This window comes from Nocardia sp. NPDC005825 (assembly GCF_040630175.1).
In the GTDB taxonomy this organism is placed as follows: domain Bacteria; phylum Actinomycetota; class Actinomycetes; order Mycobacteriales; family Mycobacteriaceae; genus Nocardia.
In genome coordinates this window covers 332586-353648 of the sequence record NZ_JBEXXC010000009.1, presented here as the reverse complement: position 1 = coordinate 353648, position 21063 = coordinate 332586, and the positions used below count along the sequence as shown (strand labels likewise).

General features: G+C 65.0%; 25 protein-coding genes. 12 read left to right on the top strand and 13 right to left on the bottom strand.

All coding sequences use genetic code 11. The features are described from left to right. Nucleotides 1–142 precede the first annotated feature (142 nt). Entirely contained in the window at nt 143–1246 is a 1104-nt protein-coding gene (locus tag ABZ382_RS25235; protein ID WP_357093305.1) for a serine/threonine protein phosphatase, read from the bottom strand. Between the two features lie 87 nt (nt 1247–1333). Between ABZ382_RS25235 and ABZ382_RS25230 the strand changes: the two genes are divergently transcribed. Then, entirely contained in the window at nt 1334–2179 is an 846-nt protein-coding gene (locus ABZ382_RS25230; RefSeq protein ID WP_357093302.1) for a hypothetical protein, read from the top strand. A 14-nt stretch (nt 2180–2193) separates the two neighbouring features. On the opposite strand, the gene ABZ382_RS25225 is transcribed toward ABZ382_RS25230, so the two are convergent. The 4 genes from ABZ382_RS25225 to ABZ382_RS25210 form a co-directional block, all read right to left on the bottom strand. Next, nucleotides 2194–3105 (bottom strand): HAD family hydrolase, encoded by a 912-nt coding sequence (locus tag ABZ382_RS25225; RefSeq protein ID WP_357093299.1) that lies wholly within the window; start codon nt 3103–3105, stop codon nt 2194–2196. Continuing rightward, entirely contained in the window at nt 3102–4211 is a 1110-nt protein-coding gene (locus ABZ382_RS25220; RefSeq protein WP_357093297.1) for an AI-2E family transporter, read from the bottom strand. Before ABZ382_RS25220 ends, ABZ382_RS25225 begins: the two co-directional genes overlap by 4 nt. Before the next feature lie 127 nt (nt 4212–4338). After that, a complete protein-coding gene (locus tag ABZ382_RS25215) occupies nt 4339–5265 on the bottom strand; it encodes a formylglycine-generating enzyme family protein (RefSeq protein ID WP_357093294.1) in 927 nt (308 codons plus the stop codon). A 20-nt stretch (nt 5266–5285) separates the two neighbouring features. Further along, nucleotides 5286–6845 carry an arylsulfatase gene (locus tag ABZ382_RS25210; RefSeq protein WP_357093291.1) on the bottom strand — a complete coding sequence of 520 codons (1560 nt, stop codon included), beginning with the start codon at nt 6843–6845 and terminating at the stop codon, nt 5286–5288. Nucleotides 6846–7120: 275 nt separating this feature from the next. On the opposite strand from ABZ382_RS25210, the gene ABZ382_RS25205 reads away from it, so the two are divergent. Further along, nucleotides 7121–7708 carry a hypothetical protein gene (locus ABZ382_RS25205; protein WP_357093288.1) on the top strand — a complete coding sequence of 196 codons (588 nt, stop codon included), beginning with the start codon at nt 7121–7123 and terminating at the stop codon, nt 7706–7708. 84 nt (nt 7709–7792) lie between these two features. Here the strand turns inward: ABZ382_RS25205 and ABZ382_RS25200 are convergent, their stop codons facing one another. Beyond that, nucleotides 7793–9091, bottom strand: coding sequence for a nitric oxide synthase oxygenase (locus ABZ382_RS25200; RefSeq protein WP_357093285.1), 1299 nt, complete (start codon nt 9089–9091; stop codon nt 7793–7795). A 175-nt stretch (nt 9092–9266) separates the two neighbouring features. On the opposite strand from ABZ382_RS25200, the gene ABZ382_RS25195 reads away from it, so the two are divergent. Continuing rightward, nucleotides 9267–9563, top strand: a complete 297-nt coding sequence (locus ABZ382_RS25195; RefSeq protein WP_357093282.1) for a putative quinol monooxygenase — start codon at nt 9267–9269, stop codon at nt 9561–9563. A 100-nt stretch (nt 9564–9663) separates the two neighbouring features. Then, nucleotides 9664–9981, top strand: coding sequence for a DUF222 domain-containing protein (locus tag ABZ382_RS25190; protein WP_357093279.1), 318 nt, complete (start codon nt 9664–9666; stop codon nt 9979–9981). A gap of 54 nt (nt 9982–10035) precedes the next feature. Here ABZ382_RS25190 and ABZ382_RS25185 read toward each other — a convergent pair whose 3' ends face one another. Further along, on the bottom strand, nt 10036–10692 hold the full coding sequence (locus ABZ382_RS25185; protein ID WP_357093276.1) for an SDR family oxidoreductase: 657 nt from the start codon (nt 10690–10692) through the stop codon (nt 10036–10038). Nucleotides 10693–10771: 79 nt separating this feature from the next. On the opposite strand from ABZ382_RS25185, the gene ABZ382_RS25180 reads away from it, so the two are divergent. The 6 genes from ABZ382_RS25180 (at nt 10772) to ABZ382_RS25155 (ending at nt 14731) form a co-directional block, all read left to right on the top strand. Then, complete coding sequence (locus tag ABZ382_RS25180; protein ID WP_357093274.1) at nt 10772–11674, top strand: LysR family transcriptional regulator; 903 nt, start codon at nt 10772–10774, stop codon at nt 11672–11674. Nucleotides 11675–11737: 63 nt separating this feature from the next. Next, nucleotides 11738–12643 carry a class I SAM-dependent methyltransferase gene (locus tag ABZ382_RS25175; protein WP_357093271.1) on the top strand — a complete coding sequence of 302 codons (906 nt, stop codon included), beginning with the start codon at nt 11738–11740 and terminating at the stop codon, nt 12641–12643. A gap of 38 nt (nt 12644–12681) precedes the next feature. Then, complete coding sequence (locus ABZ382_RS25170) at nt 12682–13065, top strand: nuclear transport factor 2 family protein (RefSeq protein WP_357093268.1); 384 nt, start codon at nt 12682–12684, stop codon at nt 13063–13065. 2 nt (nt 13066–13067) lie between these two features. Further along, complete coding sequence (locus tag ABZ382_RS25165) at nt 13068–13427, top strand: helix-turn-helix domain-containing protein (RefSeq protein ID WP_357093265.1); 360 nt, start codon at nt 13068–13070, stop codon at nt 13425–13427. A 130-nt stretch (nt 13428–13557) separates the two neighbouring features. Further along, on the top strand, nt 13558–14106 hold the full coding sequence (locus ABZ382_RS25160) for a hypothetical protein (RefSeq protein WP_357093262.1): 549 nt from the start codon (nt 13558–13560) through the stop codon (nt 14104–14106). Nucleotides 14107–14389: 283 nt separating this feature from the next. Beyond that, a complete protein-coding gene (locus tag ABZ382_RS25155; protein ID WP_357093259.1) occupies nt 14390–14731 on the top strand; it encodes a hypothetical protein in 342 nt (113 codons plus the stop codon). 278 nt (nt 14732–15009) lie between these two features. Here the strand turns inward: ABZ382_RS25155 and ABZ382_RS25150 are convergent, their stop codons facing one another. Together ABZ382_RS25150 and ABZ382_RS25145 are read right to left on the bottom strand one after the other, a co-directional pair. After that, nucleotides 15010–15744 (bottom strand): DUF6301 family protein, encoded by a 735-nt coding sequence (locus ABZ382_RS25150; RefSeq protein WP_357093256.1) that lies wholly within the window; start codon nt 15742–15744, stop codon nt 15010–15012. Between the two features lie 297 nt (nt 15745–16041). Further along, entirely contained in the window at nt 16042–16758 is a 717-nt protein-coding gene (locus tag ABZ382_RS25145; RefSeq protein ID WP_357093253.1) for a hypothetical protein, read from the bottom strand. A gap of 224 nt (nt 16759–16982) precedes the next feature. Between ABZ382_RS25145 and ABZ382_RS25140 the strand changes: the two genes are divergently transcribed. Beyond that, complete coding sequence (locus tag ABZ382_RS25140) at nt 16983–17225, top strand: hypothetical protein (RefSeq protein WP_357093251.1); 243 nt, start codon at nt 16983–16985, stop codon at nt 17223–17225. Here ABZ382_RS25140 and ABZ382_RS25135 read toward each other — a convergent pair. The 3 genes from ABZ382_RS25135 to ABZ382_RS25125 form a co-directional block, all read right to left on the bottom strand. Beyond that, entirely contained in the window at nt 17199–18146 is a 948-nt protein-coding gene (locus ABZ382_RS25135) for a hypothetical protein (protein ID WP_357093248.1), read from the bottom strand. The two genes, ABZ382_RS25140 and ABZ382_RS25135, sit on opposite strands and share 27 nt — an antisense overlap. A 111-nt stretch (nt 18147–18257) precedes the next feature. Continuing rightward, nucleotides 18258–18947, bottom strand: coding sequence for a hypothetical protein (locus ABZ382_RS25130; protein ID WP_357093245.1), 690 nt, complete (start codon nt 18945–18947; stop codon nt 18258–18260). A gap of 247 nt (nt 18948–19194) precedes the next feature. Then, nucleotides 19195–20241: a hypothetical protein gene (locus ABZ382_RS25125; protein ID WP_357093242.1), complete on the bottom strand. Its 1047-nt coding sequence runs from the start codon at nt 20239–20241 to the stop codon at nt 19195–19197. Nucleotides 20242–20553: 312 nt separating this feature from the next. On the opposite strand from ABZ382_RS25125, the gene ABZ382_RS25120 reads away from it, so the two are divergent. Next, the gene (locus ABZ382_RS25120; protein WP_357093239.1) at nt 20554–20727 is read left to right on the top strand and encodes a hypothetical protein; all 174 of its coding nucleotides are present in this window, start codon (nt 20554–20556) and stop codon (nt 20725–20727) included. A gap of 86 nt (nt 20728–20813) precedes the next feature. Here ABZ382_RS25120 and ABZ382_RS25115 read toward each other — a convergent pair whose 3' ends face one another. Further along, a complete protein-coding gene (locus tag ABZ382_RS25115) occupies nt 20814–21062 on the bottom strand; it encodes a hypothetical protein (RefSeq protein WP_040814762.1) in 249 nt (82 codons plus the stop codon). Between the last annotated feature and the right edge of the window lies 1 nt (nt 21063).

Here is a 21063-nt window from a genome sequence, read left to right as displayed (position 1 = left end):
ACCCCTACCGTCCGCGGGAGCCTTCCACCCGGGACCGGATGTCGGCGCCGTGCGGCATTGCCACGCTCAAGTGTGGCACGCTCAATTCGCTTGGGACAGAACAACTGTCGAGAAAAAGAGGAACCGACCGGTAGCGATGCGATCAGTGTCGCGCCTGGTCGACGACCCCGCCACCCCTGACCACTCCCCCGCAAACACACTCGTCCGGCCGGATACCGCGGCGAGAAAACGCCGGGTCGATTCGGCCCGGGATGTAGTCCGTGTGAAGCTCGCCGTCGAACAGCTTCCAGAGGAAGTCGTTCATGGTTGCGGCGGCCGGGGCGTGGCGAGTCAGGATTTCGGCCACGGCGGGAGGGACTTCGGACGGGATATGACCGGCGGCGCACTGGATTACGTATTCGTTGCGGGCTACCGGTCCGCCGGTGGCTGGGGTCGGGATTCCGCAGACGTCGGTTACCAGCCAGTTGACCAGGCGCATGGCGATGTAGGCGGCGTCGTGGGTGACATGGCGTTCGACGAAGTCGCGTTCGTCGGGTGACAAGTCGAAATGTGGTGAGGTGACCAGGCCGAAGTCGGTGAGATAGAGCTGCTCACCGTCGGTACGTATGTTGCCCCAGTGGGCGTCCATGTGCAGGAGCTGGTGGTCTCGCAGGAAGGTCACGATCTCGGCGAGCTGGTGCTCGATCGTCGCGGCCTTGTCGACGGGGTTGTCGCTCAACATATTCGACGCCGCGTGGGGGATGTATTCGGAGAACAGGACCAGCGAGGACGGGGCTGCGGCCACCGCTTCCATACGGGTGCGCACCGCCGGCGACCCGCCCTGGGCGGCGACGACCTTGTCGATGTCGGCGTGTTCGGCTGCGATCGGCGGGCGGCCCGGCAGCACCCGCCAGTGGTAGAGCATCGGGAACGACTCGGTTTCGCCGGCCAGGATCGCGGTGGTGACCATGGTGTTCGCGGCCAGCTCACGCCATGCGTTGAAGCTCGGGCCGCCGATTCCGTATTGGCACTGCAGCGGGAGGTCGAAGAGGTTCGCGGTGGAGGCCGGATCGGCCAGTTCCCGCTCGGACAACGGGATGCGTTTGGCGAATACCGGTACGCCGTCGACGTCGAGGACTGCCGCACTGCCGCCCACTCCCACGCTGACGGGCCGACCATCGCCCATGAGCTTGGTCAGCTCGCTGTCACTTCGAGATCCCAGCTGATCCGAGAGTCTTTGGTGCCGCTCTTTTCTGGGGGCCGTCACCGGACAAGTCTGCCAGCGGTCGTGGCGAGGCTGCTGGATCGCACACAGAATGGGAGAGGTCGGTGGATCCGGGTGGAAGGAATTTCTGTGGCCAGCTCCTCGGCTCCGGCGCGCTCCGACACGATCGTTCCCGGCCGCGCCGTGGGTGCGCTGACCGCTCTTGCGCTGGCCCTCGTCACCGCGCTGGTCCTGGCTCCTCCCCTGCTGGCCGATACCGGGAACCGCGGCTTCGCCGATCAGGACCAGCTGCGGCAGGCTTTGCGTGATGGCTTTGTGGCGTACTGGAATTCCGGTGGTTCGACTCGGCCGCCTGCTCTGACGAGCGTCATCGACTACTGGTTCCGCTTTCATGTGGTCAAAGGCATGATCGCGGCGCTGCTGCTGGTCACGCTCATTGCCCTGGCGGTGTTGCTCTGGAAGGCGTACTTGCGCGCTGGTGGGCTCGGCGCAGGCCGGCAATCAGCGCTGGCGACGGCGGGTGCCTCGGTCAGCCTGTTCGCTTTCGCGGCGCTTCTGGTGGTGATCGCGAACATCCAAGGGGCAGTGGCGCCGTTCTCCTCCTTGCTGCCGATGCTGCCGTCCGGCGCGAACGACCCCGAGCTGGCCTCCGCCTTCGACCAGATTCGGCGGCAGCTGAACGAATCCACCAGCGCCACACCGCCGGTGGACGACATGGTCGGCGATTTCGCCCGCTACCACGTCACCGTGGCCGTCATCGCCGCGGTCCTCGCGATCACCGCCGTCGGCCTCACCATCGTGTCGTGGAGACGGTTCGTGCGATCCGCGAATACCCGGAGCAGGCGTCTCCTGTGCGCGTCCGGGATCGTCACCGCCTTGCTGTCGGCGGCCTCGCTCGTCCTGCTGGCAGCGAACACTTCGGCGGCGATGAACTCCACGACTGCGCTGGCCGCCTTCTTCGACGGCAGCTGGTGAGCACCGCGGCGCGCTCAAGAATCGGTGGTCGGGAACACCGTTGCCCAGTCGTCCCGCATGCTGACGGTGGTCCAACCCTTGTCGGCAGCGGTCCGCAGGGCCTGTTCGGCGCCGGTGTCATAGGCGAACTCCCGGTCGGCGTCGTCGTGGCGGATGAGCAGCCGCAGGGCGTCGTCGCGGGCGAACTCGAGCATGGGCAGGTCTCCGTTGGAGTTTCCCGCGACCAGCAGCGGTTTGCGCCCGACCCGACTCCAGATTCGCACCGGCTTCTCGGGCCCGTCGTCGAAGTAGCCCATTTCCGAGGTGTAGGTGACCGCACCGTTGGCATACTTCAAACCCAGGCTGCTGCCGATAACCCGCTCGCTCGGGATCCCGTACAACGCGGTGCCGGCGGGACGCATGAAGTCGCGATCTCCGCCCGAGGCGATATAGGTGGTGAACCGGTGCGATTCGAGGTAGCGCAGCAATTCCAGCATCGGCGCGAACACGCATTGTGTGAATGGAAGTCCCAGGACCGGATGGGTCCCACCATCGAGAAACGTCTTCGCCTGCGCGGCGTAGGCTTCGACATCCTGACCCGCGGAAGCCCGCACCACCCCCGCCATCAGCGTCTTCATATCGGTGTCGTCACCGTCGTAGTGTTTGTCGACCGCGGCCGAGAGCCACCCGAAGTCCTTGGATTCCACAGCTTTGAACGGCTGCTGCTCGGCAAGAGCCGGATCGGCGGCGGCCATCTTCGCCCACAGCGTGAAGATGAACTGCAATTGGATCTGCATGGGCTTCTCGGTCCACAGGGTGCCGTCGTTGTCGAACACCGCGACACGCTCCGGTTGCGGCACCGAATCGGCCTCGACGCGAGCGACGAAGTCGACGATCGCGGTCCGCGCCGGACCGTCGTGCCATGAGGCCAGTTCGGATTGCGTCATCGTGTCTCCTGATCGGTAGATGTCGAATCGACGTCCGAGCGCTCGGGGATGCGATCGCCGATCAGGACATCCATCCACCTGGTGGCCGGGTCGATGTCCAGCAGCAGCGCTTTGACCAGCAGCGACAGCGGTACCGCCAGCAGCGCGCCCAGCGGACCCAGCACCCAGCCCCAGAACACCAGGGACAGGAAAGTCAAGGTGACGCTGAGCCCGACGGCGTCACCGACGAATTTGGGTTGGATAACGGACTGCACAACAACATTCAGCACGATGTAGACGACGATCACCCAGATCATCAGCCCCACACCGCCATCGAGCAGAGCCAGCAGTGCGGGCGGGATCAACCCGATCACGAAACCGACATTGGGAATGTAGTTGGTGATGAACGAGAGCAAACCCCACAACACCGGCAGCGGAACTCCCATCAACCACAGCGCCGATCCGTCCAGGACCGCGACGATCGCGCCGAACACCGTGGTCACGAGCAGGTACTTGCGGGTACCCCGGGCGAAGGTGTCGAAGGCCCCCGCGATATCGGGTCGTTCCCGCCGCATCAGCTCCACGCGCCGGCCGATCGTCATGCCGTCGACCGCCATGAACAACAGCAGGGCCAACAGGAACACCACATTCGAGAACAAGCCGAGCAGTCCCCGCAGGGTGTGGTCCAGGACCGTGACCACCTTGCCGAGATCCACTCCGCTGAGCATCTCGTGCACTTTGTCGGAATTCACGCCGATGTCGGCGAGCAGGTCGCGCAGGTGGCCGAGCAGCTCGTCGAGGCGGTCGGAGTACTGCGGCAGTTCACCGGCCAGCTGTGCGACCGATAACACGAGTGCGCCGATCAGTCCGGCGATCATCAGGTTGACCGCGGTCAGCGCGGCCAGCATCCCGGCCCAGGCGGGCCATCCCCGACGCTGCGCCCAATTCTGTATCGGCTGAACAGCAATCGTCAGCATCATCGCCAGGAACAGGGGTGCGAGCACCGCCGCGAAAGCTTTCGCACCCGCGACCGCCACTACCGCGGCCGCCATCGCCAGTAGAACGATCAGCCCACGCGGAATCGCCCATACCGCACCATGCTCGGTGGAACCGGTCTCAGAAGTCATGGGCCCCTATCCCTGTCACACAAGTTCGGTCTTCGCTCCCGCAGCCACGTCCGAGCGAGGCGGCCGGACCGAGCTCTGGTGGCGCGGCGACATCGTCGCCCCTGGTTGTCGGGCCGGTGGGTCAGGATCATTCGGTCGTTGTGACACAGCGGAAGCCGATGTGGCTCATGCCGGTGTCGATCATCTGCGGTCGACGTGCGGCGGGGCGGTAGCGTCGGCAGTAGCTGTCGGCGCACAAGAACGAGCCGCCTTTGATCACCTTGCGAGGCACCGCGAATTGAGGTTGGCGCGCATCGAGACTCTCGGCCCGCGCGACGCCGCGCGGGTTGCGCGGTGCGCAGCACCCGGACCCGGTGTCGCGATGGCCTTCGGCGTACCAGTCGGTGGTCCACTCCCAGACGTTGCCGGCCATGTCGTGCAGGCCGTAGCCGTTGGCCGGGAAGGAGCCGACCGGGCTGGTGCGGCCGTAGCCGGGCCGCGCCCGCCAGGGGAACTCACCGTGCCAGTAGTTGGCCAGCGCGGTCTCCGATTCCGGGTCCGCGCCCCAGGTGAACTCGGTGTGCTCGAGCCCACCACGAGCGGCGGCCTCCCACTGCGCTTCGGTGGGCAGGGCACGCCCCGCCCACTCCGCGTAGGCCTGCGCGTCCTCGAACGCGATGTGCACCACCGGATGGTCCGGGCGGTCGGCCAGCGACGAGCCCGGACCTTCGGGGCGTTTCCAGTGCGCGCCCGGCACCCATGTCCACCACTGGTTGAGGTGGCGTAGGTCGACCGGGCCCGGGGTCGGGGTGAAGACCATCGATCCCGGCTGGATATTCTCGGCGGGCGCATCCGGGAACTCTGCCGGGTTCAAGGGCCGCTCGGCGACCGTGCGGTAGCCGGTTTCCCGAACGAACCGCGCGAACTGGGCATTGCTCACCGGGGCGGTCTCGATGCCGAACGCATCGAGGCCGACCCGGTGCGCGGGTGCCTCTTCTGGGTAGTGGTCGTCGGACCCCATGGTGAAGGTTTGCGTGGGAACAACTTTCACCTCAGTGAGGCACAGCGTTTTCAACGATTTCCTCTTTCTCGGGCTCAGGCCTCGGTGATGGAGGGCCTGCGCTCACTCAGGTACTCGTGCAGCTTCCGCACCGCCTGGTCGACGGTGAACGACGCCGCCTCCTGCCGCGGCGGGAACTCCTTGAACGTCTCGAGGAACTGGGTGACGATCGCGCTGGCGTACATGGTGATGTAGTCGTGATCGAGGAACCAGTCCCAATACGTGTTCGAGGTGATGTCGGCACGTTCGTACGGGTCGGTGCGCAGGTTGAACAGCTTCGGCAACCGCAGCGGAGTGAACGGTTCGCCCCAGACACCCAGGGTGCCCTGCATCCGTTGCTCCATGAACACGACTTTCCAGTTGTCGAACCGGACGGCGAGCACGTCGCAGTCGTCGGAGAAGTAGACCAGGCCCTTGCGCGGGGAGGTGTCCGCCTCGCCGGTCAGATACGGCAGCAGGTTGTAGCCGTCGATGTGTACCCGGAAGTTCTTGTCCCCGGCGGCGTAGCCCTTCTTGAGCTTCTCGACGATGTCGGGGTCACCGGCCGCGGCCAGGAAGGTCGGCAGCCAATCATGGTGCTGCACGATCTCATTGGACACCACACCGGCCGGGATGTGCCCGGGCCAGCGGATCACCTCGGGTACGCGGAAGCCACCTTCCCAGTTGGTGTCCTTCTCACTGCGGAACGGTGTGGTGGCGGCGTCGGGCCAGGTGTTGGCGTGCGGCCCGTTGTCGGTGCTGTAGATGACGATGGTGTCCTCGGCGATGCCGAGTTCGTCGAGGTAGTCGAGCACGTCACCGACATTGCGGTCGTGGTCGATCATGGTGTCGTGGTACGGGGATTGCCAGCGCCCGGCCTGCCCGAGGCTCTCCGGCTTGGTGTGGGTGCGCAGATGCATGTGGGTGGTGTTCATCCACACGAAGAACGGGGTGCCGGCCGCATGCTGGCGGCCGATGAAATCCTTTGTGTGCGCGGTGATGTCGTCGTCGATCGTCTCCATCCGCAGCTTGGTCAGCGGACCGGTGTCCTCGATGCGCTGCTTGCCCCACGGGCCGTAACGCTCGTCGACCTCCCCGGAGTCCTCCTCGGTCGCCCACGAGTGGATCACGCCGCGCGGGATCGCCATCTGGTGCAGCCGGGGGAATTCCTTCAGGTCCGGGTAGTCGGGGAGCTCGGGCTCCTCCTCGGCGTTGAGGTGGTACAGGTTGCCGTAGAACTCGTCGAATCCGTGCACGGTCGGCAGGTACTTGTTGAGGTCGCCGAGGTGGTTCTTGCCGAACTGGCCGGTGGCGTACCCCAGCGGCTTGAGTAGTTCGGCGATTGTCGGATCCTCCGCCTGCAGGCCGACATTCGCGCCCGGCGCGCCGACCTTGCTCATCCCGGTGCGATACACGCTCTGGCCGGTGATGAACGCGGCCCGGCCGGCGGTGCAGCTCTGCTCCCCGTAGGAATCGGTGAACCGCATGCCCTCGGCCGCAAGCCGGTCGATGTTGGGTGTCCGGTATCCCATCAAGCCATCGCTGTAGCAGCTGATATTGCTGATTCCAATGTCATCACCCCAGATGACCAAGATGTTGGGTTTCGAATCCGGCACAGCGCTCTCCTCGTCTCGGCAATCGCCTGCGGGTCGAGCCCGCCGTCGGCGCATACTGACGTCGATTACTGAAAGGTTGCTAGTCCAGTTCTACAGCCTTGGAGCCCCCGACAGCGTCAGCCTCACCGCCAAGAGTGAAATGGGAATCTCCGCCCGAGATTCGGATCCGGCCGAGACAGCGACGGTAGGCGATACTGCACCGTGGCTCGATCGTTGTGGCAGAACGAGATCGGCTATCGTCCGACTCACCATCAACGGCATGCATGTGAGGGAATGTGGCGAGCGAGGCGAGGCGGGCAACTCCGGCCGATACGGATCTGGATCCCGGGTTTTTCGACGGTGAGGCGCAGCAGTCCGCGGCGTGGCTCGCGTGGAGCGACCGGGCTGCGATCGAGGCGCGGATCGAGGCACTGTTCGACGAGACGTTGCCGAGGCTGGAAGCGGTGCGGGGCAGCGATGGCCGCCCGTCATTGGATGACCGGTTCAGCGCTCGTGCGTACGACTGGGTCGTTTCACTGATCGATGCGGCTGTGCTCGACGAGAACGGGCGGTACATAGCCGAAAACAGTTATCTCGCGGAGCAATTCATCACCTACGTCGGTGAGTGGATGGTGCGGCGAGTCGAGGGCGTTTGGTTCAACTCGCCGGGCAACGGGGAGCCGATCTTCGATGGGTTCGGCCCGGCGATCGGCTTCCGTTGGTCGCAGGAGTCCTCGAACGATCTGCTGGTGTTGCTGTTCATGATGGCCGTCGAAGCAGACGACGCGCCCTACGCGTACTTCGTGGACCTTTTGTACGGGCGCGCACTGGAGTTCGCGGAGGAGCGGGACCGGCCGGATCTGCACGAGGAGCTATTCGCCTGAAAGTGCGCAGACCTCGAATGGAGTGCGGCCGGCGGGCCCGCGATGAGCGCAGACCTCGCTGCGCGAACGAGGTCTGCGCCGGCTTCAGTGTCGTAGCGACACCAGCTTCCGCACCCACGAACGCTTCGGATCCTCATCCGGCTGGTCGGCCGTCACTGCCGATTCGACCGATGCGAAGGGGCATGGGGACCCCGCTGCATTCGCCTCCAGTGGCGCTCGCCGCACGAAGGCCGGCCGCAGCAGGGGGTCTGGCGGGTCGTAGTACCGGTGGAAGGTCGGGGTCAGACTCGCCGACAGCGGCGGGTTGATCCAGCTCCAATCAGCCGGACATGCGCGGCCCGCGTCCGCTTCGCGCTCGACGTGATCGATGAACTGCTTGGCGACCGTGTGGTGGTCGACCAAGTGGACGCGAGACTGCTTGTAGCTGTGCAGGATTGCACGACTGAGCTCGACCAGCGCGCGGTCGCGCCACAGCGTCCGCTCGTTCGAGCAGTCCATTCGCGCGTGCTCGGCGATCGTCGGGAGCATGTCGTAGCGGTCGGCATCGCCGAGGTTGCGGCCGATCTCCGAGGAGACGTACCAGCCGTTGAACGGCGCGCACGGATAGCTGATGCCGCCGATCTCCAGGTCCATGTTCGACACCGCGGGCACCGCGGGCCACTGCAAACCGAGATCGCCGAACCAGGCGTGGTCGGGATGCGTCAGCGGAACCTCGAGGATGAGATCCGCGGGCACCGGGAACAAGTGCACCTGCCCATCGGGCGACTGGATCAGCAGCGGGAGCACATCGAATCGTCCCTGGTTGCGAGGCCGCCATCCTCTGGCCATCGCGAGATCGGTGAGTTCGACATTCGCGGGATCACCGAGCAGGCCGCCGGGAACTCGATAACCCGCGTATCTGATGAGCTGGGAGTTGAGAATTCGGAATGCCCGTCCCTCGGGATCGGCGGGCGGCCCGACGGTGATGAAGCAGCGGACCGCGCCGCCATTGGTGGCACGGCGCAGATGCTGCCAGCACGCCTGCGCGATATCGGCCGCGGTGCGTGCGCTGCGCGCATCGAGGACTTCCAGTGCGCGCCAGTGCTTTCGACCGACGCAGCGCTCATGGTTGCGCCACGCCAGCCGGGCGCCGACGCGGAGTTCGTCCACGGTGTGCCGGTAGGTGCCGGTACGCCGGAACTCGCGCAATGCGGTCTTGACCCGGTCGGAGGGCAGGTGCGCCAGTTCGGGGTGGGCGAAGAACTCCGCGCACTCGCGCAGGCGCTCACCATCCGCGCCGGTAGCGGGGGGTGAGTCGGCGTGACCGACTACCGCATCCTCGGGCTGGCCGGTCGCGGGTGTTCTGCTCCGCCGTGATCCAGATACTGCGGTGGAGATCGTCATGAAGTTGTCGCCTTCGCGCTCGATTCAATCTCGCCTGATATCCAGCCTCGGCCCCTTCCTGACTTCCTTTCCCGCCGCTGAATATCGCACACTTCGGCCAGGGCGCAGGGCCGGTTGCTCACGAATCCACACCTGCCCGGGAAGAGATTTCGAGTGTGAAGGGTTGACCAGGCCCATGACTCTCACCGCCATATCCACGTTGCAAGCTCGCCCCGGCAAGGAAGACCTGGTGCGCGCGCAGGCACTGTCGCTGATCGAGCCGTCACTGGCCGAACCCGGATGCCTCGGTTACCAGCCCTATCAGCACCCGACCCGATCCGGCAGCTGGGTCGTCATCGAAACCTGGGACAGCCGTGCAGCTTTCGAAGCACATCTGAACAGCCCGCATCTGCAGGAGGCGTTCGCGGCGGGGGCCGAGCTGTTGGCCGGACCGCCCCAGGAACAGGTCTTCGAGGTGCCCGATTCGCTCTGATCGGCTCGGCTTCATGGAGCTGGTCGTCAGGCGGCGCGCGAACACACCTTGCTCGGCCAAAGATAGAACACATGTTCGAACGTGGGGTATTCTCGGTCAGGTGAAGACACCTTCGACTGCACTGGCCCAGGGCGCTCCGGCACGGGGATGGTCGGACCTGGCTGATGTCGATTTGCTGCGCACCCTCGTCGAGACCGAACGGCACCGGCGTCGGCTCGGCGCGGCCATGGTCGCGGCCGTCGCCGAGGCCGAGCGGCGTGGTCTCGCCGCCGATACCGGGTACCGCGACACGGCGGAGCTATTGAGTGATCTGCTACGGATCAGTGCGTCCGAGGCGCGGCGGCGAATCGAATACGCCGCACCGCAGGTCCGCTCACGTTCCAGAAAGGCGTGGAGGGCGTTGACGGCGGCGGGCTGAGTTGTCGGCGTGGTCCGCGACGTCACCCACCGTGTCGCGGACCGACCGGATGCGTCACGCCAGACGGCCACCGCCGTCGACGTGCAGAGTTGTCCCGGTGATGAACGGGTTGGTGAGTGCGAGCAGTGCCGCGGCGGAGATGTCCGCCGGGGTACCGACCCGGCGGGCGGGGTTGCGTTCGGCGATGGCGGTGAGGAACGAGTCCTTACCGGGTCCGTCCCAGATGCCCGAGTCGACGATGCCGGGAGCCAGGGCGTTGACACGCAACGGCGCGAGTTCGACTGCGAGAGCTGCGGCGGCTGCCGCGGCGGCCGCGTTGGTCGCGGCCATCACTACCCGCCCGGGCGCCGGGCGCCACGCCGCGACACCGGAGAACAGCAGGATCGCACCGTCGGGCCGAAAGTGCGGAGCGAGGTGTTTGGCGAGCAGGATCGGACCGATCACCTTGGCATCGAAGGCGCGGTGGACGGCGTCATGGTCCAGCTCGGTCACCGGGCCGTTGGCATGGTCGGCGGCGAGTGACACCAGATAGTCCAGTTCGCCGACGCGCTCGGCGAAGGCGCGGATCGTCGCTTCGTCGGTGAGGTCGAGTTCCGGACGGCCGACCGAAATAACCTGTGCGCCTTGCGCTGTCGCGTCCGCGGCGATGCGCCTGCCGATACCCGATCCGGCGCCGACCACGACCATTTTCTTGTTCTGCAGTGTTGTCATGCTCGCTTCAGCACTGTGCCGCGGACGGATCATCCCTTCGCGACCTGAATGTATTCGATGCTTGCCATAGAATTTGCGAATGCCAACTTTGCGGGCAGTGGAATGCCTGGTCGCGGTCCTGGATGCCGGGTCGATCACCGAAGCCGCGGCAGCACTGCACATGTCACAACCGGCGTTGTCACATCAGCTGGCGGCGCTGGAACGCGAGATCGGGGCGCCGCTGCTGGAGCGCCTGCCGCGCGGGGTGCGAGCGACCACCGTCGGGCGGGCGGTGGAGGCCGACGCGCGCGCGGCCCTGGCCGCCGCCACCCGCATGGTCGGTGTTGGACGCGCCGCGGCGCGCGGCGAAGCCGGACGGCTGCGTCTGGCCTGCGCTGAGAGTCTGACCGTGAGTCTGCTCGCCCCGGTGCTGCGCGCCTGGCGGCGGCGCGCACCGGATATCGAGGTGGTGGTCGCCGAAGCCACCAGTGCCGACGCGCTCGCCCAGCACATCGAATCCGGGCGGGCCGACCTCGCGGTCGGACCGCAGCCGACGCGCTGGACGGGGGCGTCCGCGCTCATCGGCCTCGAGGAGATCGTGGCCGTCCTTCCCACCGATCATCCACTGTCCCACCACGATCGGCTCAGCTTCGAAGACCTGCGCGACCAGCCGATCGTGCACTACCACCGCGACAACGGTCTGGCCGGCTGGCTCGACACCGAAGCCGCCCGCCACGGCGTCACCCTCACCCCGATCATGCGGACCCGCCAGGCCGCCACCGCCGCACAGCTCGCCGCGGCCGGACTCGGCATCGCCTTGGTCCCGACCACCGCCCTCGCCACTGCCGTACCCGCTGACCTGAAACACTTCGATCCCAGGCTGACCCGAGAACTTGTGTGTCTCCTCGGCGCGCCCAGCGACCCATTGGTCCGCCGCTTCGCGTCCGACCTCACCGCCCGCGGCATACCCGTGCATCCACCGGTCAGAGCGAAACTCGGCTGACCACGGATCAGCCGCTGGTCCGATCCGAGCAACGATCGAGGCACAGCCGGTAGTTTCTCGGGTATGGACGACGAGAGACCCAGCCGGACGGCGCTCGTGACCGCCTACGCCCGTGCCTATCATCAAATTGCGGACCGGCCAAGGATTCTCACCGATCCACTGGCGGCACGACTGCTGGGTGTCAGCGCGGATGAGCTCACCGAATTCGGACAGCCCGCGGAGGATCGTCCGGGGACGGATGCGGGGGCCGGAATTCTGCGGCTCGGTGTCAGTGATCGACCGCGCCGCCTCTTCTTTGCCGCGCGTTCTCGTTTCGCCGAGGATCGTGTGACCGAGGCCGTCGCCGCCGGGGTGCGCCAGGTCGTGATTCTCGGCGCGGGCCTGGACACCTTCGCCTACCGCAACCCGCACCCGAGCCTGCGCGTGTTCGAGGTCGATCATCCCGCTACCCAGGCGTGGAAACGCCAACGCCTCACCGAATCCGGCATCGACCTGCCCGACCGATTGACTTTCGTGCCGGTCGATTTCGAAACCGACGCACTGGCAACGCGATTGGAAGCCGCCGGATTCGTTCGGACCGAGCCGGCCGTGTTCGTCTGGCTCGGTGTGGTCTTCTATCTGACTCCCGACGCCGCCCGGACCACCCTGGAATATATTGCCGGTCAATCGGAGCCGGTCGAGGTGATCTTCGACTACCTGCAGGCCGCGGACACCGAGGAGGATCGCGCGAAGCTGCGCGCCCGCGAACACCGAGCTGCGGCTGTCGGCGAGCCCTGGCTCAGCTATTTCACTCCCGACAACCTCGCCGCCCAGTTGCGCGCACTCGGCTTCACCGACGTCGAAGACCACTCCGCCACGGACCTCATCGCCGGATACCTCGATGAATCCGAGGAGTTCGAGGGCGAACCACCCCAGGCCCTGCGCCCGGTCCGCCTCCTGCGGGCAACCCGAAACCGCACCCCTGCCTGATCTGGCGATCGGTGCCCGAGTGCCTCTAAAATAGAGGCATGACGGACAGTCTCATACTGTCGATGTGGCAGTCGAAAGACTCCACGCGACTGCCGGACCTGCTCAGCGAGGAGGCGACCTTCTCGAGTCCGGTCGCCGACTACCACGGCCGCGCCCGCGCCGCACACCTACTGGCCACGATCGCGGCGGTGCTCGACTCGGTGCACCAGACCCGGCAATGGACCGACGGGCAGGAGAGCATATTCGCCTTCACCGCCCGATTCGCCGACCAGGAACTTCAGGGGATGCTGCGGGAAAAGCTCGCCGAGGACGGCCGCCTGACCCACATAACACTGTTCCTGCGCCCGTACCGCGCCCTGCGCGCGGCCATCACGGAAATGGCACGGCGACTGGAAGATTCACCCGCACCGCAGGAGGCGTGATCATGCCGACCGGAACACCGCGCCCCGGAATCCCCGTGCGCGGATCCACCACCGGCCGCCCGATCATGGCCCTGTTCGACCTGATCGGACGGCGCTGGATACTGCGAGTGCTCTGGGAACTCGACCGAGCCCCAACCCCCCTCACCTTCCGCGAACTCCGCACCGCCTGCGGCGACCTCTCCTCCAGCGTGCTGACCCGCCGGCTGGCCGAGCTCGTCGAGGCACGCCTCATCGAACATGAGGAGGGCTACCGACTGACCAACGCCGGGCACGCACTCGTCGAGCGGCTCGCCCCGCTGACGCAGTGGGCGAACGAGTGGCAAACGACGATAGCCGAGTCACCACCCCAAGCTGACCGGTAGCCCGGCGACACTGAACGTACGCTCATGCCGAGTTGAGTGCCTTCGAGGATCCCTATTGGGCGCGTCCTGACCGAGAACGCGGAAGGTGTCCGGTAGATACTGGCATCGCCCAGTTGGAAGGTTGAGAGCGTTGAAACGCTATCCCGAGGCGGACTTTCGCGTCTACGTGACACCCGAATGGGGGGAGGTCGACGTCGCAGAGGAGGAACGCGAGCTGTTTCACGGGGTGTACAGCGTGAATCTCAACGACCACATCGACATTCGCTTCGTCCCTGATGTGTCGGAGGTCGCTCCCCCGTGGGGTATCCATGTCTTCGGGGAGAACCATCCGATCGCGACTCCGATGCGTGCGCGTGTGTGGAGCCTGCGCACTGCGTGGGACTACTGCGTCACGCCGAACGTCAACCTGGCCGGTACCGAAGAACAGATTCCGTTGCTGGAGTACGAACCATGTGAACCTGGCGATCCCACCACGACAACGCTCTGGTACGTCGGAACCCCCGAGTGGACTGCGTTGGAGAACCAGCTGAGTGATCTCGTCGAACGTACCGGTCGTTACCACGTCGTGCGTTTCTCCGAACTCGGCCAGAGCCCGCTAGCGCGATTCCTGAACGAACGATTCTTGCCTTCGAATCACCTGACAGACCGAACCCTCGAAATCCTTTGCCGAACCCGGTGACGTCCAGCGTCGCCGCTGACGATGGGAAGTAACAAGCTCCTCAGCTCGAGACACCCTGTAATGCCGCTTACAAGGCCGTTCGGACCGGCCACCGCGGGCATCGGAAGGTCAACGGGTCGGAGTCGATGAGGCAGCACTGATCTGCCGATCAGCGCCTGACATGAGGGTGTCCTGGCTCGGGTTCGGGGCTGTTGTGGACCAGTGCACATTCACGCGAGGCGACGTTGATCTCTGGGTGACGCGTTGACCTGGTTGTCGGACTCGTTCGCTAGCGTTCAGCCGCGTGAACAAGCTTTTTCGTTTCGAGTTCTGGGTTTGGGAACCGCTCACCACTGAGCAGGCCAACCTCGTACTGCCCGCCGTCCGTGCGCTTTTGAAGCGGGAGGGGCTGGAGCCGAATCACGGAGAGCTTACGCCCACCGACGACGGGCAGTGGATGATGCGTGGCTCGACAGCCAACCTTGACTATGACGCCCTCCTGAAACGTCACATCGGAAGCGCAATCTACTACTGGCAGGAGTCGGTGGAGGCTGCCCTCAAAAAGATAGTGATGGACGCGAATTCGACAGCCAGGGCTTCCAGCTCTTGGCTCTACTCGGATGACGACGACTTCTACGACGAATGACCGGTGTTGACGAACTGCGGCCAGCGCATTGGCGACGATGCCGCGATAGATGCCGGCCGTACTCGTCCGAGAAGCTGGTCGCGGCCAATTGCCCTGTAATAGCCGCAACCCGAGCGTTGGTCGCCCGTCCAAACGGATGGGCCGACAGTGCTTCTGGGTGCGCGGTACTGCCTGCGGGCTCAGGCGGTCGTCGGCCTTGGAAAAGAGGCAGCTGGCTCCGGCCGGTACTGCTCGGCAACCTCAGTCGTCAGTCCTGGGTCGTTCGGCCACCGCGACTGTCACCAGTCACCTGCATGGTATTTCGCCTCGGCGTCGGCGGTTGCCTGCCACTCCCAACTGACGAGATGGAGACGAATGTCGCGCACGCCGACCTCGAGCCTGATCCAGACACGGTGGCGGTCCCAGAGCAAGGTCCCGTCTTCGTCCGGTTCGCGGCGGGTTGGCGGGCCCAGAGCATCGATCAATCGATCAGCGAACGCTCCGAACGTGTCGACGAGAGCTGTCCGCACCTGTTCCCACGGCAGCGACTGATCGAGCCGGTCGGTGACGGGGATCCAAATGTCATCGAACATTCGCTTCACGAACCCGACTTTTGCTGATCGCGATTGGATACGAAGATCGGTACGCAGGTCGTCACCGTATTCGGCGGACCCCGTGATCGACCACCCGGCGGCATCGCAGAAACGCTGCAAATCCTTTTCGATGTACCACGTCCAGTCGAATCCGGCAGCCAGCGTTGCGATTCGCACGGCACCGTCGTAGTCGGCCGACAGCCGCAACTGGTTCTCCGCGCTGCAACTCTGGGCCGCCGACGGCATGTCCTCCCGCACCGATTCGATCGTTCCATCGTCGTAGTACTGTTCGGAGCCCGATAGCCAACCCTGCTTGTCCACGCCATACCCTTCGCCAAAAGCCCGCTGCCAGAACAATAGATACCTGAACCGGCCGACAGTCGCGCTGCCCTGGACGTCCAGGCGAAGCCGCACAACGAACCGCAGCAGACGCACGCTCATGCCGCTGATCGTGTTGATCGATGGCAGGGCCCCGGTGTTGTTACCGCCCGACAGGGGTGTGTTGTCCGCGCAGTGCTTCTAGCGCTCCATGCGCACCGCCCCATGCTGCCGAACGGGCCGACCGCGCCGATGTCGGAACGTTCCCGCTTCATCGCTGCCGAAGCTGCGCCGACCGGGGTTCTCGCCGGCGACCTGCCGCAAGGTCGTCGCCCTCGTCGCCGGTTCCTTTGTGCGCCAGTACTATTCCGACGGTGGGTCGGTGGGTATCGACGTTCGTTGAGGGAATCGCCGGGCCGTTCAGTGGCTGCTGATCCTGGTCTCTCCGGGGACGAGGTAGGGGTTGTCCGCGGGGTTGGCGGCGGTGAAGAAGGCGTTCCATTGCGCCGTGGTGGAGGTCTGGTCGCGGGGCAAGGTCGGGGTAGCGAACCATGCGCGGGGTATGGCGGCTTCGCCGCTGTAATCGAAACTTGGTGCCCGGCGTACGAAGTCGGGGCTGCACGGATCGGTCACGGCCAGTGCGGTCAGCGCCCGCTCCAGCCAGGCTTCGAAGCCGCTGTCGGCTGGGAGGACGTGTCTGGCCAGCAGTGCGCAGTGGCCGGACTTGGTGCTCAACTGCGGCTTGCCCTTGCGATACAGCAGATCCAGCATTTCCAGACGCATCAACGCCTCTTGCAGCGGGCCCGCGGGGTCGCCGGGTACGCCGAGGTCGTTGCGGACGCTGTCGAGACCCAATGGGCGCGAGCAGGTTACGGACACCTGCGTCGCCCAGGCGGCCTCGACCCGATGTAACGCGTCGCGCACATCGGCCCACCCCGACAGGCGCCAGATCACCCACTCCAGACAGGCCAGACCGAGTGCCATTCTGGCCTTGTATCCGATCATCGCCAGCGCGCTGCCCAGATCCGGTGGCACGGCGTCGAAATCGTCGAGGCGCATGCTGATCTTGTTGCTCCACGGGAAGTCGAGCGGGGCGCGGGTGAGGGCGGCGGGGATGTGAGCGGGACGCTCCAGCATGCTTTTGTTCCAGTTCGACACGGTGGCGGGCAGCTCCGAAGATATCAACCGGAAGGGCGCGGAAGAGGGCGCGGATGTCGTCGGTCAATTCGACCGGCGCTGGACGGCCGCGGCGCCCGCCGGCGAACACACTGATCTGCTGAATCTGGGAACAGTTCCAGGCCGCGATCGACGCTGGGGCGGCCATCTTCGATTGGGCCGGAATCCAGCAGTTCGCGGACGGTTTGATTCAGATGATCGATGGCCACATCGTCGCCACCGATGCGAATGGCACGGTCGTGGTGATGGTCGATGCGCTGGACAGCACCGAGTACGAGATCGCCATCGACCCGGCCTCGAGCGACGCGACTTTCCTCGCTCGGCCTGGTGCTCCTGTCGACCAGTACGAACTGTGCCGGGTCCAACGCAACGGTCGGGGTCACTCCGCGCTGTTGCTCCGATCAGGTGACCGGGATACCCAGAACTGACAGGTCCGGGTCGTCGGCCTGGGAGTAGCAGTTGTAGCCGTAGACGGTCAGCTCGGTGGGTGAGTCGATCTTCGATGCACGCAGTCCGATCACGACCTGTTCGGCGAACTGTCGGTACGTGTCGATGTACCGGGGATAGCGCGCTGGCAGGCGGTATTCCCACACCGGGCCCCAGGATTCGTCGTGTGGAGACCAGCCGTGCTCGGCCAGAGCCTCGTCGATTTCCGGGGAGTCGCGTGTTTCATCGTCACGGAGAGATTCCACGATCAAGGCACCCTGTTCGTCGGTGAACTGGATTCCTCCGCGACTGCAACGCACCACCGCCATCGTGCCGACGGGACCGCCGTCCAGCAGCGCGACGATGTTCTCGGCGAACCGTTCCCACTCGGTCATGGCCTGACGCCGCTCCTCGGCGCGGCGCCGAAGCTCGGCCAGCTGGTGCGGGCCATGCTCGGAATTACCGCCTAATCTGCTCAGCGAGCCTTCACAGACGATCGACAGCAGCGGTGCGGCTTGGGCCACCAAATCAGCGTTGCGCTGCCAGTACTCGGCATCGACGAACCCGACAGCGTGATTGTCGGCACGAGTATCGAGGCTCACCATGACCATGCCTGCCCGCTGGCAATGCTCGCCGATAAGTTCGAGGAGCCGATCTATGCCATCCGAATGGTCCAGGAACGGAAGCTCGCTGACGTAGTCGCGGTACCAGCTCCAATCCATATCGCGCGGATAGCTCGACAGCGCACGAATATGGTCCAGGATCGCGCCGTGACAGTCGTCCAGGAGCACGAAGGTCAGGATGTCGTTGACCCACAGCAGGTCTGCCAGTCCGTCGGGGCTGTCGTCGGACAGCTCGGTACCGGGGGCGAGTAGTCGAAGGACGGCCCGCTCGGCGGCTGTCCGCTCGATATCGAATGACATGAAATCCCTTAGTTGGAAACAACTCTGCAGCGAGTCAGCCGTAGCGGGATCACACCGCGACAGGCTATATCGCTTCTACGACATCATGATCGACCGGAACCGCGGTGACCGTCAGTAGTCGACCTGAATCCCGGTAATCGCCGCCTCTTCAGCGACGATGGCGAGGTCGATGCCCGGATTCAACCGATAGACGAGATCAGTCGTGATCGGTGCGCCGTCCATGATCGCTTGCAGTGCACCATGATCAGGGGCAGTCGGCAGATCGAAATAGCGGAGGTAGTGGTCGGCTTTCGCCTCCGCGGACCAGTCGATGAGCTGGTCGAACAGCCAATCCGAGCCGTCGCCGTTCAAATCCTCATCGTCATAGTGAACGGTCTGGCTTGTCTGCCAGTCGCTGTCGGTGGAGAGTCGCCAGAGACAAGCGGTCATCGTCGGTTCCTCGTCGAGCCGGAAGGCCGCCTCGGTGACATAGGGGCGAAAGGGCGCGGGGAGCCCGTCGGTCAGCCCAGACCACAGCTCACCGGATTCGCTCTGGCCGTGGGTGTTCAGCTCGGAATGGTGATCGAACCCGCGGACGTATACACCTGCGTTGCTGAACACGATGGAGTACTCGTCACCGGCGCCGTTGTCCATCGAGGCCAGCGATTCCCCAGGGCGCCAGTCCTCGACGTAGCGGTACGTCCTGGTCGGATGCGTGTGTGCCATGCCGCCCAGGACGCAGTCCAGCAGCGCCAGTACGCGGGACCTGTGCCGCAGTTGGTCGGGTGCCGGAAGTGTCTGCAGTACAGCGATTTCAACCACGGTGGGACTGTAGCTTTCGCGGCCGACAGGCAGCCGTCGCCCAAGGCTTGCGCTTCGTGATTCGCGTCGTGCCGATCGGCGTGACAACTTCGATTACGTCGGCCATGCCAACGAGCGGGGAGGGCGGAGAGGCTGAGGCGGACGGCTTCGGCGCCGTAGTCGAGCAAGGCCACGAGCCGCGTGAGGCTGTAGGTCCCTCGGAGAACGTCCGGAACTGCCGCCGATCGAGCCAGCCAGCGCGGGTCGACTATCGACCGGTCTGCTGGCGCAGCTGACTCGGCAGAAGCCACCACCAATGGCCGTCGGGCAGGCCCTGCGGAATCTCGAAGTCGAGCAACGGCTCGACCTCCGGTGCGCGTTCACGAAGCATGTCGCTTGCCTCCGCGAAGACCTCGACCATCTCCGGATCGGCGTCGAACAGCTCGTCTGCGCCAGGATAGTCGTCGCGGAGCAACTGTAGGGCGGACCTGCTCAGGCAGGCCGGACCCCACCCGTCATCGATGGAACCGATTGCCGCATACAATGATTCAACGACATATGGCCAGAGTCCCCTGGTATTGGCCGCGATCGCGGCGACAACATCCCGGCGAAACTCAGCAGCCTCCGCATCCGAGAACATCTCGCCCGCCGCAACTCTGACCTGCACGCCGACCAGGATCTCCATCCCCCTCTCGAATGCAGCCTGGCGTCCCATCTGATTCTCGGGCTGATTGATGTTGAGCTCGAGCGACAGCCGAAATTCTTTCAGCGCGCCGCTGGCATAGCTGCTCAGCGACTCATGGTCGACAACCATTCCTGCATCGATCTCGGTCTGCACTTGCGGCATTCGGATCCGAATCGCATGCGCAATTCGGTGTAGCATCTCGGACCGCCACTTTTCCTCATCCTCAACCTGCTCGACAGCGATATCGATGAACTCGACCACGGCGCCGAAAAGTGCGTTCCGGCATACTGGACAGGTTCTGTGAACCGAATGAGCGCGCCATGTTTCGAGGTCGTAGAGGACGTGGGCGTGGCTACACAGGGTGAGTACCCGAAGCTGCGCACCGCAGGCGGAGTGTACGAAATGAGATTCGTGCCCCACCACTGCCCCGACGAAATCAGCCTCGCTCGCCCTGCCTGCCGTTACCAGTTCATCCAGGGCCGTCAGATCGATACCGGTGTCCCAGTGCAAGTAGTAAGCGAGAAGCGGCCCGTCGGGACGGGGGCGTATCAGGATCCGACGCACCCTCGGATGGTCGGCGAACAATTCCTGGGCATACCGCTCGTAGCAGCCGTGGATCGGTTCGGCCACGTCCATGGACTCCCCGGCGGAGAAGTACCGTACATCCCACCTACCGAGTCGCACCGTCGAACCGCCTGGGAGCGCGATCGGATCGGGACCGACCTCCGCCTCCAGCCGACCACCCCGGAGTCCGAGCGCTGACTTCACACCGTCAGTGATGAGCCGCCCGAACTGCGTTGCCCTACCCATGGTTTCGTCCCGCCCCTCAACATTGCCGAGCCTCGAACGGTACGGCGGAATGATCACGGTGTCGACAGCTAAGCCTTGCCATGTCGGGGGCCTATTCCGTTGTCTCACATAACGTGTGCGCGCACCATAGCGATGACCACCGACACCGGCCAGCTCGATGCCTGCCTCAGATTCGAACGCACTATTTTGCCGCATACCGCGCTGACCGAACCGGCCAACGTGGGGCATCGGAAGATCAACTGGCCGTGCCGATCCAAGGCCGGCCGAACGCACCATAATGCCGAAGAGCGGACAGGCCGAAAATAGCCCATCGCCCTCAGCGTCATTGCGGTTTGGCCTGGCAACAGGTGGTCCCTGGGATCAGCGAGGTAATCAGGACTTCTGATAGTCCGCTACAACCGGGTGCCCTCTTTGGCCTTTGCGATCGCCCATAGCAGCAGATCGACAGGAACCTCATTTACTGCCGGGCTGATGCGCACCACCGCATCGTTCCATGTTCCGTCGTCTGGGACTACAACGGCGAAGTGGGAGCCGGGCGCGGGTATGGCCGGGTCAGTGAACTCGAAGGCTCGCTGATCCACACTGAGATCGTCGACATCGAGTATCTGTATCTGTCGCCCCTGGAAGATATTGCCAGTCATG

Coding starts and splice junctions, on each gene's coding strand:
- ABZ382_RS25220 (WP_357093297.1), bottom strand. CDS start 4,211: ATGACTTCTGAGACCGGTTCCACCGAGCATGGTGCGGTATGGGCGATT.
- ABZ382_RS25180 (WP_357093274.1), top strand. CDS start 10,772: ATGCCAACTTTGCGGGCAGTGGAATGCCTGGTCGCGGTCCTGGATGCC.
- ABZ382_RS25145 (WP_357093253.1), bottom strand. CDS start 16,758: ATGCTGGAGCGTCCCGCTCACATCCCCGCCGCCCTCACCCGCGCCCCG.
- ABZ382_RS25200 (WP_357093285.1), bottom strand. CDS start 9,091: ATGACGATCTCCACCGCAGTATCTGGATCACGGCGGAGCAGAACACCC.
- ABZ382_RS25185 (WP_357093276.1), bottom strand. CDS start 10,692: ATGACAACACTGCAGAACAAGAAAATGGTCGTGGTCGGCGCCGGATCG.
- ABZ382_RS25135 (WP_357093248.1), bottom strand. CDS start 18,146: ATGTCATTCGATATCGAGCGGACAGCCGCCGAGCGGGCCGTCCTTCGA.
- ABZ382_RS25115 (WP_040814762.1), bottom strand. CDS start 21,062: ATGACTGGCAATATCTTCCAGGGGCGACAGATACAGATACTCGATGTC.
- ABZ382_RS25165 (WP_357093265.1), top strand. CDS start 13,068: ATGCCGACCGGAACACCGCGCCCCGGAATCCCCGTGCGCGGATCCACC.
- ABZ382_RS25175 (WP_357093271.1), top strand. CDS start 11,738: ATGGACGACGAGAGACCCAGCCGGACGGCGCTCGTGACCGCCTACGCC.
- ABZ382_RS25225 (WP_357093299.1), bottom strand. CDS start 3,105: ATGACGCAATCCGAACTGGCCTCATGGCACGACGGTCCGGCGCGGACC.
- ABZ382_RS25170 (WP_357093268.1), top strand. CDS start 12,682: ATGACGGACAGTCTCATACTGTCGATGTGGCAGTCGAAAGACTCCACG.
- ABZ382_RS25150 (WP_357093256.1), bottom strand. CDS start 15,744: ATGAGCGTGCGTCTGCTGCGGTTCGTTGTGCGGCTTCGCCTGGACGTC.
- ABZ382_RS25120 (WP_357093239.1), top strand. CDS start 20,554: ATGACCACCGACACCGGCCAGCTCGATGCCTGCCTCAGATTCGAACGC.
- ABZ382_RS25195 (WP_357093282.1), top strand. CDS start 9,267: ATGACTCTCACCGCCATATCCACGTTGCAAGCTCGCCCCGGCAAGGAA.